The organism is Mucilaginibacter sp. R-33, assembly GCF_049949235.1.
Classification (GTDB): Bacteria; Bacteroidota; Bacteroidia; order Sphingobacteriales; family Sphingobacteriaceae; genus Mucilaginibacter.
This window is the reverse complement of sequence record NZ_CP188089.1, coordinates 3,087,858-3,102,320: the sequence shown is the minus strand read 5'-3', so window position 1 is coordinate 3,102,320 and position 14,463 is coordinate 3,087,858. Positions and strand designations below refer to the sequence as shown.

The 14,463-nt window shown below is 41.3% G+C and carries 15 protein-coding genes and 3 tRNA genes; 6 read left to right on the top strand and 12 right to left on the bottom strand.

What is annotated here, in order from left to right:
- Positions 1-463: 463 nt before the first annotated feature.
- The gene (locus ACP26M_RS13010; RefSeq protein WP_426589443.1) at positions 464-2,035 is read right to left on the bottom strand and encodes a TROVE domain-containing protein; all 1,572 of its coding nucleotides are present in this window, start codon (positions 2,033-2,035) and stop codon (positions 464-466) included.
- A 712-nt stretch (positions 2,036-2,747) separates the two neighbouring features.
- On the opposite strand from ACP26M_RS13010, the gene ACP26M_RS13005 reads away from it, so the two are divergent.
- From ACP26M_RS13005 to ACP26M_RS12995, 3 genes are all read left to right on the top strand, one after another.
- Positions 2,748-2,821, top strand: a tRNA-Pro gene (locus ACP26M_RS13005).
- 13 nt (positions 2,822-2,834) lie between these two features.
- Positions 2,835-2,907, top strand: a tRNA-Ile gene (locus ACP26M_RS13000).
- Between the two features lie 5 nt (positions 2,908-2,912).
- Positions 2,913-2,986: transfer RNA gene (locus ACP26M_RS12995), tRNA-Cys, on the top strand.
- A 322-nt stretch (positions 2,987-3,308) separates the two neighbouring features.
- On the opposite strand, the gene ACP26M_RS12990 is transcribed toward ACP26M_RS12995, so the two are convergent.
- Both ACP26M_RS12990 and ACP26M_RS12985 read right to left on the bottom strand, forming a co-directional pair.
- Positions 3,309-3,482 (bottom strand): hypothetical protein, encoded by a 174-nt coding sequence (locus ACP26M_RS12990; RefSeq protein WP_426589441.1) that lies wholly within the window; start codon positions 3,480-3,482, stop codon positions 3,309-3,311.
- A 104-nt stretch (positions 3,483-3,586) separates the two neighbouring features.
- Positions 3,587-4,378: an NIPSNAP family protein gene (locus ACP26M_RS12985; protein WP_426589439.1), complete on the bottom strand. Its 792-nt coding sequence runs from the start codon at positions 4,376-4,378 to the stop codon at positions 3,587-3,589.
- Between the two features lie 190 nt (positions 4,379-4,568).
- Between ACP26M_RS12985 and ACP26M_RS12980 the strand changes: the two genes are divergently transcribed.
- A complete protein-coding gene (locus ACP26M_RS12980; protein ID WP_426589437.1) occupies positions 4,569-5,255 on the top strand; it encodes a DUF2461 domain-containing protein in 687 nt (228 codons plus the stop codon).
- On the opposite strand, the gene ACP26M_RS12975 is transcribed toward ACP26M_RS12980, so the two are convergent.
- Both ACP26M_RS12975 and ACP26M_RS12970 read right to left on the bottom strand, forming a co-directional pair.
- Positions 5,256-5,576, bottom strand: coding sequence for a hypothetical protein (locus ACP26M_RS12975; protein ID WP_426589435.1), 321 nt, complete (start codon positions 5,574-5,576; stop codon positions 5,256-5,258).
- Between the two features lie 124 nt (positions 5,577-5,700).
- A complete protein-coding gene (locus tag ACP26M_RS12970) occupies positions 5,701-5,856 on the bottom strand; it encodes a lmo0937 family membrane protein (RefSeq protein WP_112652139.1) in 156 nt (51 codons plus the stop codon).
- 162 nt (positions 5,857-6,018) lie between these two features.
- Between ACP26M_RS12970 and ACP26M_RS12965 the strand changes: the two genes are divergently transcribed.
- Positions 6,019-6,354 carry a hypothetical protein gene (locus tag ACP26M_RS12965; RefSeq protein WP_090524273.1) on the top strand — a complete coding sequence of 112 codons (336 nt, stop codon included), beginning with the start codon at positions 6,019-6,021 and terminating at the stop codon, positions 6,352-6,354.
- An 85-nt stretch (positions 6,355-6,439) separates the two neighbouring features.
- Here the strand turns inward: ACP26M_RS12965 and ACP26M_RS12960 are convergent, their stop codons facing one another.
- From ACP26M_RS12960 to ACP26M_RS12940, 5 genes are all read right to left on the bottom strand, one after another.
- Complete coding sequence (locus ACP26M_RS12960) at positions 6,440-7,576, bottom strand: glycoside hydrolase family 76 protein (protein WP_426589432.1); 1,137 nt, start codon at positions 7,574-7,576, stop codon at positions 6,440-6,442.
- Positions 7,577-7,969: 393 nt separating this feature from the next.
- Positions 7,970-9,409 (bottom strand): tetratricopeptide repeat protein, encoded by a 1,440-nt coding sequence (locus ACP26M_RS12955; protein WP_426589430.1) that lies wholly within the window; start codon positions 9,407-9,409, stop codon positions 7,970-7,972.
- An 80-nt stretch (positions 9,410-9,489) separates the two neighbouring features.
- Complete coding sequence (locus ACP26M_RS12950) at positions 9,490-9,669, bottom strand: hypothetical protein (protein WP_426589428.1); 180 nt, start codon at positions 9,667-9,669, stop codon at positions 9,490-9,492.
- 233 nt (positions 9,670-9,902) lie between these two features.
- Complete coding sequence (locus ACP26M_RS12945) at positions 9,903-10,505, bottom strand: NUDIX hydrolase N-terminal domain-containing protein (RefSeq protein ID WP_426589426.1); 603 nt, start codon at positions 10,503-10,505, stop codon at positions 9,903-9,905.
- 349 nt (positions 10,506-10,854) lie between these two features.
- The gene (locus ACP26M_RS12940) at positions 10,855-11,652 is read right to left on the bottom strand and encodes a hypothetical protein (protein ID WP_426589424.1); all 798 of its coding nucleotides are present in this window, start codon (positions 11,650-11,652) and stop codon (positions 10,855-10,857) included.
- A 309-nt stretch (positions 11,653-11,961) separates the two neighbouring features.
- On the opposite strand from ACP26M_RS12940, the gene ACP26M_RS12935 reads away from it, so the two are divergent.
- Positions 11,962-12,555 carry a dihydrofolate reductase family protein gene (locus tag ACP26M_RS12935; RefSeq protein WP_426589422.1) on the top strand — a complete coding sequence of 198 codons (594 nt, stop codon included), beginning with the start codon at positions 11,962-11,964 and terminating at the stop codon, positions 12,553-12,555.
- Between the two features lie 20 nt (positions 12,556-12,575).
- Here the strand turns inward: ACP26M_RS12935 and ACP26M_RS12930 are convergent, their stop codons facing one another.
- Positions 12,576-13,319: an AAA family ATPase gene (locus ACP26M_RS12930; RefSeq protein WP_426589420.1), complete on the bottom strand. Its 744-nt coding sequence runs from the start codon at positions 13,317-13,319 to the stop codon at positions 12,576-12,578.
- Between the two features lie 148 nt (positions 13,320-13,467).
- Complete coding sequence (locus ACP26M_RS12925) at positions 13,468-14,397, bottom strand: hypothetical protein (protein ID WP_426589418.1); 930 nt, start codon at positions 14,395-14,397, stop codon at positions 13,468-13,470.
- Positions 14,398-14,463 lie beyond the last annotated feature (66 nt).

The following is a 14,463-nucleotide window of genomic DNA, read 5'->3' as shown; positions in this document are numbered from 1 at the left end:
TTAAAAAGCGAAGTAATACTTATTTACGGCACTTTAACCTGTTGTTCATTTTAAAAATAAGGGCTACTGTCAACATACGTTCAGCAATGCTGTTTTCTGCTCTAACCAACTGAGCTACTCCGGGTTGCTCCGGAAGCCGGGCTCGAACCGGCGATACGAAGTAGCGCACATTTACGGCACCTTATTTATTTTCAATATTTTAAAGGAGGGTAAAAATCAATAAGTCTCTTTTTCTCCCGCTCGTAGACAAGCCCGACAACGGGTCCGTGACGAAGTATTACTTATTTACGACACCTCCTTTTATAAAGAGCAAAGGCGGCAAGAGATCTGGGGGCTGCAAGCGAGGACTCGAACCTCCATCACGGCTTTCGCCACAATGCCCTCCCCATTATTGGCTGCGAAGTAACCCTTGCCTACGGCATCTTTATTTTTTAAATGCAGGGAAGTTAGCCTCCCTGCACGTTTATAAATCTATATTGTTAATAATGTTCAGTGCCGAGCTCCCGTTTTCAATTGCTGCTAACACATCAAAAACTTTATCGCTCCAGCCTGCAATTAAATACACATCGTTTTGCAATAGCTGCAATGGTGCCTGGCCATAACCTGCCAGGTCAAACAGGTACAGTTTTGCTTGTGGGGCTACATGTTGTTTATAATAAACCCATTGCTCCTGGATGTGATTGCTGCCACCGTTACTGTTCCATAACTGGCAATCGGTAAACAGCATTATTTTATCCATTTGCACACGGCGGGTACTCAGGTCATGAATAACCAGGTATCCATTGGTCGAGTAACCCACTTCACCTTCGCGGCGATAGAACTCCTGCACGTTGCCCAAAATGTTACCGCGTGGTACTGTAATAGTTTTCCAGCGGTCGCCAAACATACCCACCTCCACATTTTTGCAGCGCGATTGTAACAACATGGCCAGCATTAAACCAATATCATACAACAGCACTTTTGACTTTGCCGAGATCGATTTCTGCATAGAACCAGACACGTCGCAGGCCAGCAATACGCGGGTGTTTTCATCAAAGCCCCTGATATTGGCAGCACTTGCTTGTACCGCTTTTTCCAATGCATCCAGCAGTTCTCCGGTGTAGCCTTTGTTGCCGGTTATGGCTGCTTTGGCTGCCCTCGCAATATTTTGTACCACCGAGGCCGGCATTATCAGCTCACGGTAAGCCGCCAGGTAGCGGAATGGAAACTGTTTGGCTTTAGCCACCTGTTCGCCATCGGCAATGGTTGCGCACACTTTTTTAAAGTGCACATAGCTTACGCCTGCATCCTGTATGTTGCGCAGGTTACGCAGCAAGGCCATATAGCCAACTTTACCGCTATCAATCAGTTCTTCCCATTTGGCGCGGAACGCTATTGCTTTTGCTTCAGCACTGTCAAAATTCAGTTGACCAAGGGCCGAGAGTTCTGTTTCCCAGGTGTAAGGCGTTTGCAATCCGTTTGCCGCTATCTTGTTAAAGATCAGTTGCTGCAGATCGTCTTTAGCCCGTGGATGTACCAGGAACAAGGCGTCGCGCATTTTTATGGCGCCATCGCGGTTATATTTAGCAAATTGGTATTCATCAAAGCGGTTAAATGCTTGTGATAAACCTTTTTGCATTTGTTTTGACAAGCGGTTGAGCTTTTTAGTGCCCTTACGCTGGTTCAGTGTTTCATAGCAGGCCAGTAGTTCGGTGATTTCATCGGCACGGCCGATAACCCCGTCGGTAACCCGGGCAACCAGATCGTTGCCCGAGTGCAGCTTAGCCAATTCGGTAACCAAAACCAGCGGTACCGAACGCATATACATTTTGGTACGTGCATAAACTGCCAGTTTACCAACAAATACCGGGTTGCATTTAGCTATTAAATTGCGCAGGCGCTCCATGCGTGCCTGTTCTTTTTCATAAAAGGTGTCGTTTAAGCTCCAGGTTACTACCGTGGTGTACAATTCCATTTCGGCGCTCATGGTAAAGGCTTTTGCACCTTCATGATTTACCGTTTTGGTTTTTACTCTGCTTAACAGGTTGAATTTCATTTTGAACCTCCTTTATTTCGTTTTGTTGATACAAAGGTTGGAGGCTACTGCGCAGTGTATTTGCGCAGTGAAAAATATTTTTATTTTTTTTAATTTATTATTACGCTGGGCAGTTGTTAGCTTCTTACAACCTTTGAAAAGTGGGTATAAACGAAGACTATTTTAGATTTTCAACTTTCGGTGCGGGGGGGCAGCGTTAGGGATTGCAGTGTAAAGCCCACAGCGAGGGTTGGATTGTGGGTAGGAAAGGCGAGGACTTGCAACGGAAAGCCCGGGCCGCAGGCAACGCCATTGTCTGAGTCAGAATTTACAGAATTTGAGAATTGACCGAATGCTAAACCAATAAAAAAATCCTTAGTTCATTTAGCTCAGGTATGATATTAAAACAAATTCGAAATCGAGGATCTCAACTCCGAAATCAATAAGGGCGTTACCTATGGCCCGCGCTATCTGCTCTTACTGTACAGGCATTAGCCATATTGGCCGGTATCCGCTACTATCGCTAACGCAGCCTTTGCGAAGAAAAAAATATTTTCATAATTATTTTTATTTTAATATTTTTTGTATCATTGCATTATGAAAACAACAATATGTATACAGTGTCCATCACCCATACTGATTTATCAGAGGAGATAGCTATGTATATATAGTAAGTATATAACAACATTAAAAAATCCTCTTAGATAAAAACTAAGGGGATTTTTTGCTTTACAGGGTAGTATATCAATTGGTCAGATTACCACATTTGGGATGTGGAGACTCCCGGTTTAAGTCCGGGTTACCCTACTGATTTACAGCTGGAAATATAGCTCAATGGTAAGAGCAGCACCCTTATACGGTGTCGGTTAAAGGTTCAAGTCCTTTTGTTTCCACACATGGCCGGTTGCCCGAGTGGTTTAAGGGAGTCCTCTGCAAAAGGAATGCTCGCAAGTTCGAATCTTGTACCGGCCTCTTTTATTTTTGCCTGCGTAATAGCATTATGCAGGCCTTAACTTTCATAAGCTCGGCGCAGAACCGGGTATGGGTAACTATTGTTTTTATTTATTTAATAGTATTTTTAATGATATTTTATTGAATATTTTTGACTTTGTAATGGTTGATAAAAGGTCATAAGCCTCAGCAAAAATTGCGCGCTCTTTTTGGCCTTTCTCAAAACCAAAGGTCTTTTGATCTTAACTAAGGTAATATCTGTTTAAAACAAATGTTGAAACAGGCAGTAGAGGAATGTAGGGGGGAATATGGGTTTTGGAAAGGCTTAATATTTCCTCGTCAATTACATCAGATTATTTGCTGATAATGGTTTATTTACTATCGAAGCCTTGTTCATGGTTTGTTGTATCTTGTACAAACGGGTTGCCATTTGAAAGCGCTCTTTATAACTTCGTTTCAATCCTTCTTTCAGAAGTTCAGTCTCAGCCTCGCTGAGTGTTTGCCTGTTTTTCTCCATATCGTGGCTAATAAATTTATGAAAAATAAGCTGTATGATAATTCGAAAAGGCCGTTGATAAGCAAGACTTACGAAGTTTCCAAAACTTCGTAAGTCTGTAAAAATTAAATCTGTGAGTAAGTTGTTGGCATCAGCATAGTTGATGTTATTTTGCTCACCAGCAGGGCATCGGCATATTCGGGCATAGCGCTGATCTTTTTCCATTGCGGATCACTACCAAAAGCTTTCCAGTGAGCATTCTTGGCATCAAGGTCATCAAAGGTGATCATATAGGTAAGGTTAGGCCTTTGTGAACCTATTACGGTTTCACCCCAAAAAACGGGCTTGAAACCGAGGCGTTTAAATACATCTATTTCGCCTTCATCATTAAACATTTCAATCTTCTTTTTACCCGCGGCTTCAGTTGCGCTTTGATACTGCCTCAACTCAAAGATCCTCGTTTTATTTTCAGGTGCTTCCAGGTGCGGCATGTGTACAAATGCTTTTAACAAAGAACTTTCTATCCGTTCATAAGCCGGGGCGGCGGCCGGGGCATTAAGGTAAGCAGCGCCTTTGACCTGCAGTTCTGCATCGCCGGCGAAACTATCGGTCACTGTTGCGAAATGGGCAAGACTGTTAAACTGCACCAGCACAAAAAGCCTGGTTTGGCCTTCGGGCTTCATTTCGGTAAATACGCCTACATGTTTTACACCTAACCGGTTGAAGGCAGGGATAGCAGTATCTTTCAGGAAGTCCTCTACCAGTTTTTGCTGTTCCGAATTTTTAAGGTTGTATACCCTTAGTTCATAGTATTCGGCAGCTTTGGGGGAAGTTTCTGTAGCTTTGCTCATGGCAGGTAAAACAGTTGCGGTTACACCGGTTAACAGGGTTGATTTAACAAAGGAGCGCCTTTTCATAGCAGGTTTGATTGTTTGGCTAAGATAGGTTTTTCGGCAAAAAACAAGTGTCACATTTTTGTTTTGAGGGGAAATCCGGTGCTTAAGCATCATCCGAATGTATTATTAAACAGTGCAGGCGGATTCAATTTTGGACAGCCTGCAAATTTCTCTAATTTGGCTTTCCTGCTTTTTGCAGGTTATTTTAATTATGAGCCAGCTAATACTACCCGCCTCCACCTTTGATTTTATGAGGCAACTGAAACAGAACAATAACCGCGACTGGTTTGCTCAACATAAAGAGCCATATCAACAGCAGCTTGAACTGGTGGAGGTTTTTACTGCTGGGCTATTGAACCTGCTCAATACGCATGATGTTATCGAAACGCCCAGCGCAAAAAAGGCCCTGCACCGCATTTATCGGGATATCCGTTTTTCGAAAGATAAAACGCCTTTTAAAACTAACTGGAGCGGGAATTTTAAACGGGCGGGCAAGCACCGCCGCGGCGGTTATTATTTTCACCTGGAACCAGGCAATACATTTATAGCAGGTGGCTTTTGGGCCCCGGATACGCCCGATCTTAAGCGGATCCGCGATGATATCGCTTTTGATGCCTCGCCGTTGAAGCAAATCATCGGCAGTAAGGAGTTTACAAAAACTTTTGGTGTTTTGGAAGGCGAACAACTAAAAACAGCCCCCAAAGGTTACGCTACAGATCATGAAGCTATTGAGCTGCTGCGTTATAAACAGTTTTTAGTAAGACGGCGCTTTACCGATGAGGAGGCTTTACGCCCGGATTTCATCATAAAAGCTTCTGATACTTTTAAGAATATGCGCCCCTTTTTTGATTATATGAGCGATGTGCTCACTGCAAATGTAAACGGCGAGGAAGATTAACTATTCGTGCCTCGTTGAGCCGTCATTAGCCTCGGTGATCTTACTGAGGTTGTAATGCATTTGCCCGTTATGTTCTTCACCTTTAATAAGACCTTTGTTGTAAAGGCCGACAAGAGTGGTTTTAACCAGCGCGGTAACCTGTTCGTTCACAATGCCGGGCTGCAGGGTTTCCAGTTCTTTCAGTACACTGTCTGCCGTACCTTCGCCAATTTGCGCCAGCGCATATATGGCTTTATTTTGCTGGGTATCCTGCGGATCAAAATGTGAAGGGATGTGCAGTGGTTTATATTCTTCCCTGAATTCTTCGTCGCTTAATGTCATCGTAGTAAAACTTATAATAACACTACAAACGTTATTAAAGTTTGTGTGACATTTTTAGCTAAATCCCAAAACAATAAACGCGGGCTTGCGGCCCGCGTTCTGTTTTCTTATAGAAAAATAGTTTTTAAACTGTTGAAGGGCTTCTGATAATGCCAAGTAAAAATGAAATTACGGCAATTACCAATAAAGCATGGATTAAACCTGTTGCCGAATAGGCAAACACACTGATCGCCCATCCTATTATCAGGATAACTGCGATGATATACAATAATGATCTCATAGTTTGATGTATTTAGTTTGTTATATATAACACTTTAAAAATCGTGCCATAATTCAATCTTTATTGAAAAATATTGTTTATATTGAAAGTAAATTAATTTTATCGAAATAAGGATTATGGCATCTCTCTTGCTATATCTTGATGCTGCACTTAACGCTACATATGAAACCATTCTTTATTACTATAGCTAAAAATTTAACTCTTCTTATAATACCGGACAGTGATGCCCATGCAGACGGTCACCCGGTGTTAACCTATACTTATAGTATTTATCGCCGCGATAAATCAACTTTAGGCAAGCTTAACCAGCCTGATAAGCTTTTGCAGGTAAATAAAAAGAATAATCCCGATTACCTGGGGTATATTACTTTTGAGCAACCCGGAAAAGTTTTTAGTTACGTTGCCGACGGCGAAAATGAGCTATCGCCCGATGAGGTACTGGAAGTGATTGAGGAGATCAATCATTTCAGGGATACGCCGCAATTGTGGATTATTTAAATTATGTATAAACGCGGACAAACGCGAATGCGCTAAATGATTTTTAGCGCATTCGTGTTTTGTGGGAAATAGCAGAGCGTAATGCTTATTTCTTAGTTGGAGGTATCAACTGCATAAAAGTTACAATGCTGCTGGCCTCATATGATTGAATATCGCCGGTTGGGGTAGGCACGGCGTAATTACGATAAGTAAGGTTCCTGCCATCGCGGTTTTTCCAGCCGGTGTTAACGTTGGTTTGGATCCAGCTCAGGTATTGACTCTGGGCACCCTCGTTGATCAGTTGCACTATATATTGCGCGAAAATAGCTTTCAGAACACCCTGTTCGTTAAAATCCCCTTCGGCAGGTAATATACCGTTGGTGCACATATTGTTTTTTACATAATCGGCATATAGTTTGGCGTCGTTAAGGTAAGCTGCATCGTTGGTTTGTTTGTATAAGGCCATGGCTGCGCCAATAGCGGTACCAGAATTATAGGTATAGTCCTGACCACCCGGAGGGTTGTTGCCTATTTTGTTATCGTTCACTTTGCCCGATGCATCCACCAAATTAGTTTTCGACCAGGCATAGATAGACTTGGCCTTATTAAGATAAGAGACATCCTTAGTGATATTAAACAATTTCATAGCTGCTATAACGGTAGGGAAGTTGATACATGAGTTTTTTCCGCTGTGCTGAAAATCCCAGAACATGCCGCCATCTATAGGGTCATAAGAGCCGTTCCAAACCCTGTCGAACCCGGATTTTGCTTTTTCAAGATAAGTGGCATTGCCGGTAAGCTGGTTGGCGCGTGCCAGGGCAATAACCCACCACATCATATCGTCATAAATAAACCAAACAGTGGTGTTGTTCCAGTTGTAGCCATCGTAATAATTATAATTACCCTGATATATATCGCCAATGCGGGTAAGCTGTGCAGGGGTTTTGGTACGCTCATAAACATTCATGGCCATATCCCAGTAAATAGCCTGCGTCCATATAGCTGCAACGCCATCTTTTTTTGTGGTACTGAAGTATAGCTTATTATTTGAATCGTAAAAGGCGTTATTGAATGCTGTATAGGCAAGGTCGGCATCGGCGCTGCTAAAACCGGTACTATTATCGGTTGGGGTAGTCGTATTTGTATCAGGCTTCGATGCAGCGGGTGTTACTTCTTTGCCCTTACTGCAACTTACTATTGTAATAAACAAACTTAGGACTAAAAAGCAGATAGGTTTTTTCATAATTATAAATGTTGGTTGGTAACGGGTTTGGCTATGGTTGGTAGTGTAATAAGGTTTTTAATTATTGGTTAGTTGATCGCTCGCGAAGCAATTATAGGCCAAAAAATGTGTGCTGACTAAGGTTTTAACCAACAAAAAATCATTAACCCAATTTTTAACCGTGATTTTAACCGGTTGAGGGGGCGTTTTTACGTAAGACATAATAAACTTCGTCATGTTGAACTTGTTTCAACACCCCATTTGCTAAGACGGCGGCAAAGCAAACGTTTATTGAAATTACTGTTTTTTGTGGTTAAAAGCAGAGTGGTCTGCACGGCGAATACCTAAGGGTCTCTCGCAGAGGACCCTGATGGGACAAGAACACGCTGTATACTATGGAGATGTCGTTTTGTCTTACCCTTGCGCAGGTTTACGTTTTGCGGCAGGAGGTTTACTTTCCTTTTTCTCTGGCGAAGATACCGCCGCGGTAATTGGGGGCTGTTGAGGTTTATGCCCATGTACCAGCCGCTCATGCATGAAGTGTGTAAGCTTATGATGGAATGGTACCAGCACGGAGGCCAGGCATACCAGGATCACCAACTCAAGTACGGGTAAATGGTTACTGAGGCGCTGCACAAAAGGATGAATAAACAGGGTTAGAAATTCAAAAGCCAGCAGCAGGCATAACACGCTCATAAACTCAATCACCTTGCGGTGGGTACGGCTTTTGCTCAGCAGTAACACTACCAAAAAAAATGTCGGGATAAAAACAGCTATGCCTACCATTTGCAGATTAATTATCCGCGCCTCTTCTTCGCGGTGCTTTTCTTCGGCAATTTCTTCCTGCCGGGCTGCTTCGTTAAAACTTAAGGTTTGGATCTGCTTAATTTTTTCTGCATTGAACATACTGTCTTTAGCAGCGAGGGCGGTTTTTAAATAAAGCAGTTCGAGGTGCTCATTTTTGCCCCGGTACACATCGGTAAGCAGGTTACTGGCGTGAAAAATCCCCTCGGGATATAGCGCGGCTTTTGCAGCATTAAGGGCCAGCGTTGCATAATAGATGCTTGAGTCGGTCATGCCTTTTTGCTTATAGAGTTGCGCTACGCTGTTATAGCTGTCGGCAAGGCTGTTTTGGTCGTTTACTTTTGCAGCATAACTTATACTCACCCGGTAATAATCAAGCGCCAGGGCGGTGTGTCCCATTTTATAGTTAATGTCGCCTAAAATGGATAAGGTGTTTGGCATGGTAGCCGTATCTTTTAACGTTTGCTTTATGGCATAAGCCTGCATCTCATAGTTTAAAGCCGAATCAACCTTGTTAAGCTTGATGTAACAGTTGCCGATATTGGCCAGAATAATACCCAGGCGCGCTGTTTCATGCAGTTCTTCGGCAACAGCTTTAGCCTTAAAATGGTAGGATAGGGCTTTTACGTTATCCAATTGGTCGGAGTAAACGATGCCTATATCGCTGAGACTTTTTAAAATACCCAGGCGGTCGTTAATTTCTTCGCGTATTTTTAGTGAGTTGAGCAGAAAAGAAAGGGCCTGGTCATACTTGCCGTTTTTCCATAAAACCACACCCAGGCGGTTCATGCAATCGGCCTCGCCTTTTTTGAACGAGAATTTGCGGGCCAGCTCAAGCCCCTGCTGTGCATAAATCAGTGCGCTATCTGGCCGCGTGGCCTGCAATTGTAAACTTAATTGGCGTAAAGGTTCAACACCTGCGGTATCATTTTTATGCTGGGCAGCTTCTGATCTTAGCTGATTTAATATGTTTTTTTGAGCATAGGTATCCGTGGCCATGCCGGTAAAAAGGCATACGCAAACCATTCCCTTTAGTATGTGGTTTAGCATAAATTATAAAATAAAACAAAGCCCCAGTTTTAGGGGGTACAGATATACAGGGTAATGGTACCGGCCCGGTAAAACAGTTCCTAACTATCCATCGACGGTTCTTCAGTTGCATCATCCGGGTCGGGTGAAGCTACAAACCCGTCGGCAGCTTCGTTTTCAGGCTCAAGGTTTGTTTCATCATCAGCAAATCCCATTGAGGTATTTTTGTCCCTAAAACCCATAGAGGTGTTTTTGTCGAATGCTTTGGTTGATGTACTCATGGCTTTAATGTTTAAAAATCAGTTTGAGTTCAGTTAATTGCTAAGCGAGCAGGTACATAAATATACATTTATATTTTACTGATGGTCAAATCTTTACGCTTTATGTGAAATGGAGTGCCGTTTTATGCGGATAGTTGCCGGTTTTGCGGAAAGTATATTAAATGAGACTGAAAAAAAGAAACCGTCAGCTCATAAAGGAGTGGATAAAATAGAAGTGACCGAAACAAATTTATTTACACTTGCGACATGGCTTTTTTTCGATGAAGTAAGGCCTCTTTTACATATTCCCCGTGGTTTTTATGCCAGCTGGTTATTTCGGCCGGATCAACAAATTTTATTTCGAGGCTTTCTATGGATGTTTCGATATTGCCGCTAATGTATTTGCATAAATAAAGCACTACTACCGAACTATGAGGCTGCTGAAATTGACCGGCGGGGACAGCAAAGAATTTAATGATCTCAACCGGTTCAACAATTAGCCGGGCCTCTTCCCAAAACTCACGTTTCATGGCTGTTTCCGGGTCTTCGCCAATATCAACCCAGCCGCCGGGTAGTCCCCATAAAAAGTCGTCGCTGCGGTGCTCAACCAGCAGGCGGCCATTGTCATCAAACAAGATGCCGTTAACGCCTACTTTGGGAGTGGCATATCCCAGGTCTTTGCGAAAGCGTTCTTTTAAAACTACGGTTTCCAGGCCGGTAAATTCGCTGTACTCCTGTGTGGTTATATCCAACAGTTTTTGATAACGCTCCATATCGAAAGGACTTTTGGTATACCTGATACCGGTTTGCGCCAGGGCATAGATGTTTTCAAGCAGGTCGATATAGTTCTTTTTCATATGGTGCCTGCAATATAGCTAACAGCTGATATAACCGGGGTAAAGAAATTATAAAATCATTGTTTAAAGATATTTGCGGATGGAAGGAATTTATTACTTTTAAAAATCCTTGGATTTTCTTGTACCTGCTTCCTACCGATTAGGTTCGGGATATACGAGTTCGAATCTCGTTCTGGGCACACTTTATAGTTTCACGGCAATCTATAACTCTTGAGAGTTCGAGTCTCTCTTCGGACACAGAATTGTAAAACCCTTTTAAAAGCAATTTAAAGAAGGTTTTGTTTTTTTAGTTGATTTTATAAAGTGCGTTTAACGCATAATAAAGCCACTTTAGCGGTCGGGGCACGTATTAAAATTTATATATCTTCCCTGATTCTAAAATCACTAATTCAGCGAACTGACCTGTCTTTTGTATGTTTTCCATAATTTCATCTGCTATATTTTTAGCTTTTTGAAATGTTATATCATCATTAAAGGTCATCTGTATACCTGGCGGCTCCCACGAATAGCTGAACTCATCTTGACCAACTTGATAGTAAGGCCAATTGTCTTTTTGAATTTTGGTCCATTCAAAGGAATTTGGCGTCATGATCTCATCATGATTTTCAGCCGTTATTTCTAAATCACCAGTTATTAGAAATTCAAAATTCTTGCCAGTCCATTTTGAGCTATCTGGTGCTATAGGGGTAACAATATTTTCTTTCGATGTCTTTATCATCCTGTCAAAAATGGACTGTACCAATTCCAACATAAAATCAGGGTTTTGCATTTTTTTAATATGCTCAATAATTTTAGCCTGGTCAATATGGTTTTTTATGAATTCCTCTCCCTGTTTGGTAACAGCATATTTTACGGGATGACCAAATCCATTGGCTTCAGCAACATATAATAAATGGTTATTTACTAACTGAGATAGATTATTTTTCGGGTTTCCTGGAAAGTCACATCTATCCAATCGCATCATTAATGTATATGGACTACTTATTGACGTTTTTGATATAAGAATCAATACTAACTGATCTCTTTCTGATAGCTCATTTGGGTTAAATGCTGCGCTATTTGGATCAACGGACGGTGGATCATATCGGGTGATCGTATTCAGCTCAGAAGTCGTTTTTCGGCTTTTTAGAAAATCAAATATACCCATCGTGAAATTGGTGTGTTTAGTGTGAATAAATTTAAATAAAACTCATCGTAATTAAGTAGTATCTATTGGATTGATTATCAATAAAATACATTTAAATTTAAACATAGTCCCATGATCTGCACGTTTATAATTCTTAAGACTGTAATTAAACATATTATGTGAAAGGCCTAAGTGAAGCCTTCGGATAATAATATGATCTGTCGCATTTGCCCTATCATTTGTCGCATCTGCACCGCAGGCGTTATAGGCTTATTATGGAGATTTGTATCATCACAAAAACAATAAGTTAAACATCAAATTAAAATCCTTATGAGAAAGATAATCGTTTTAACATTCATGACATTAGATGGCGTAATGCAGGCACCGGGTGGCCCGGAAGAAGATCAGTCAGGCAGTTTTAAATATGGCGGCTGGTCGGCACCTTTTATGGATGAGGTTTCTGGTAAACTTATGCAGAAACAGATGGAAGCAACAGATATTCTGCTGGGCCGGAAAACGTTCGACATTTTTGAGGAGTATTGGCCTAAACATGCAGATTACTGGCCAGGTATTAATGATGTAACCAAGTATGTGTTATCCAATACAAAGGATAAATCCGATTGGAACAACAGCGTGTTCCTTACAAGCATAGAAGATATTAAAAAACTGAAAGATTCAGAAGGTTCGGATATTAAAGTCTGGGGCAGCGGGGAACTGGTTAAGTTGTTACTGAAACATGACATGGTGGATGAGCTTTGGCTTAAAATATATCCCGTACTTCTTGGCAAAGGGAAAACCATATTCAGTGAGGACACCGTGCCTACGACTTTGGAGGTAACAGAAAGCACCGTTACACCAAGCGGAGTGATCTTTGTTAATTACAAACGCGCCGGGGAGGTTAAGACCGGTAATATGGGAGCTTAAAAGATTTTGGAGTGAGTTACTTATTCCCCAAAAAGGATCCGCGTCATTTCCTCATAATTATTCAGGAAATGTTTGGTAACCATATAATGCTCCGTTTCTTCGTAACGAACCTGTTTGATGCCCAAACCATCCAGTTGGTAAATGGTTGCGCCCGGGTAGGCTAATAAAATAGGGGAGTGGGTGGCTATAATGAACTGTGAGTTTTCATGCACAAGCGTATTGATGAGCGAGAGTGCCGCCATTTGCCTGTTTGGCGATAAGGCGGCCTCGGGCTCATCAAATATATAAAGCCCGTTGCCGGTAAGCCTGTTGGTAAGCGTAGCCATGAACGATTCGCCGTGTGAGCATTCATGAAGCGACTTTACTCCATATTGCCGTGCAAACGTGCCTTTGTCGTTTTCATAAACGTTTTCCATATAGGTGGCTACGTTATAAAAGCTTTCGGCCCGGAGAAAGAAATAATCGGTTGGCTTTTTGTAGCTTTTTATACCGGTTAAATAATTGAAAAGTTGCGATGAATTATTATGCGTTTGAAACTGCGCGTTTTTTGAGCCTCCCTCGATACTGAAACCCATATGCAAAGCGATGGCCTCTACCAGCGTTGATTTCCCCGAACCATTTTCGCCAATGATAAAAGTAACATCGCGATGGAACTTTAATGACGACAAGCTCCTAATGGAAGGGATGTGAAATGGATAGGCATCAAAAGATGGTACCGTGTCACGTTTCAGTTGGATCTCCTGGAGAAAAGGTTTGGCTTCCATAGTAGGGTAAAGATAGGGGTTTGGAGGTGATGATAACAAGTGCTGGCTTATAGCGGCAATTCAAAAGTCACGCATACTCAACCCTTAATTAATTAATCCTGTGCTGTCGACTTGCGTACCCCTGCAGCAGCGTTGAGATTTAGTTTTTTTAATTGAGTTTCTGCTCTTTAAATTGTCTCCATAATAATTCAGAAACAGGCTCGCCTCTATTTGTGTCTGGGTTCACATTCATAAACACTAAAGCCCCTTTGCCATTTGCGCCTCTGATATTGTCATAATAAACGGACTTATCTTTTATGTCATCTATAAGTGATTCTAAGATCTGTTCAATAAAATAACAAGATTTATTTATTAACCAAGACGTCAAATAGGATAAAGTAAATAATTTATCGAGGTCGTGATCTTTATAGATCAATTTAAAGTCTTTCATCTCAGAGCTTTTAAGAGATATTTTTACATTGAATTTTTCAGTTTTTGGATCACGTTCAATTGAATAATCACGACTCTCCCTTTTGTGATGAATTAAATTTGACCTATAATCATAGAGTCTTCCAACGAAATCTTTGTCAGCTTCATCGATAATTTTAGAACTGAAGCTTTTACCTAAGTCATTCATAGGATTTCTTACTGTTCGAGCTAACTTAGTCCAATATACGGTGTCAGTTTTCTGAGTATTACATATATAACAAACTATATGACTAAAATAATCAAATACAGAAACAAGATTGAAAACGACACTGTCGAAAACCGCAGATATATTACGTTCAAGCATTTCAAAGTAAGGATTGGGACTTAATAATTCAATGTGGTTGGTTCGATGCATTTCGTGTTCTTTACAAAACCTCTCTGCCTCAATTAATTCTTTAAGTAACAACTTATACATATGTCCAGCGGAGGAGAGCCTATAATAAATATTGTCTTTAAGCCTAAAGATGTTTGCTTTTGAGTTCTTATCAGAAGAGTGTTCATCATACATGAGGCTTATAGCTCTTATTCCTAACTCAAGCCTGCGGATTTTTTTTATGACTTCGTCAAATTCCTTTTGCCGATCCACTATGTCATAATATTGTTTCTTCATTTTATAAGTAACTTATTATTTCGAACATTTTATTTGCCAGTTATCATAAACTAAGGTTTCTCCCTC

Excerpts from the sequence above, each read along its gene's own strand:
- ACP26M_RS13010 (WP_426589443.1), bottom strand. The coding sequence starts at position 2,035 with ATGAAATTCAACCTGTTAAGCAGAGTAAAAACCAAAACGGTAAATCAT.
- ACP26M_RS12990 (WP_426589441.1), bottom strand. The coding sequence starts at position 3,482 with ATGGAGAAAAACAGGCAAACACTCAGCGAGGCTGAGACTGAACTTCTG.
- ACP26M_RS12985 (WP_426589439.1), bottom strand. The coding sequence starts at position 4,378 with ATGAAAAGGCGCTCCTTTGTTAAATCAACCCTGTTAACCGGTGTAACC.
- ACP26M_RS12980 (WP_426589437.1), top strand. The coding sequence starts at position 4,569 with ATGAGCCAGCTAATACTACCCGCCTCCACCTTTGATTTTATGAGGCAA.
- ACP26M_RS12975 (WP_426589435.1), bottom strand. The coding sequence starts at position 5,576 with ATGACATTAAGCGACGAAGAATTCAGGGAAGAATATAAACCACTGCAC.
- ACP26M_RS12970 (WP_112652139.1), bottom strand. The coding sequence starts at position 5,856 with ATGAGATCATTATTGTATATCATCGCAGTTATCCTGATAATAGGATGG.
- ACP26M_RS12965 (WP_090524273.1), top strand. The coding sequence starts at position 6,019 with ATGAAACCATTCTTTATTACTATAGCTAAAAATTTAACTCTTCTTATA.
- ACP26M_RS12960 (WP_426589432.1), bottom strand. The coding sequence starts at position 7,576 with ATGAAAAAACCTATCTGCTTTTTAGTCCTAAGTTTGTTTATTACAATA.
- ACP26M_RS12955 (WP_426589430.1), bottom strand. The coding sequence starts at position 9,409 with ATGCTAAACCACATACTAAAGGGAATGGTTTGCGTATGCCTTTTTACC.
- ACP26M_RS12950 (WP_426589428.1), bottom strand. The coding sequence starts at position 9,669 with ATGAGTACATCAACCAAAGCATTCGACAAAAACACCTCTATGGGTTTT.
- ACP26M_RS12945 (WP_426589426.1), bottom strand. The coding sequence starts at position 10,505 with ATGAAAAAGAACTATATCGACCTGCTTGAAAACATCTATGCCCTGGCG.
- ACP26M_RS12940 (WP_426589424.1), bottom strand. The coding sequence starts at position 11,652 with ATGGGTATATTTGATTTTCTAAAAAGCCGAAAAACGACTTCTGAGCTG.
- ACP26M_RS12935 (WP_426589422.1), top strand. The coding sequence starts at position 11,962 with ATGAGAAAGATAATCGTTTTAACATTCATGACATTAGATGGCGTAATG.
- ACP26M_RS12930 (WP_426589420.1), bottom strand. The coding sequence starts at position 13,319 with ATGGAAGCCAAACCTTTTCTCCAGGAGATCCAACTGAAACGTGACACG.
- ACP26M_RS12925 (WP_426589418.1), bottom strand. The coding sequence starts at position 14,397 with ATGAAGAAACAATATTATGACATAGTGGATCGGCAAAAGGAATTTGAC.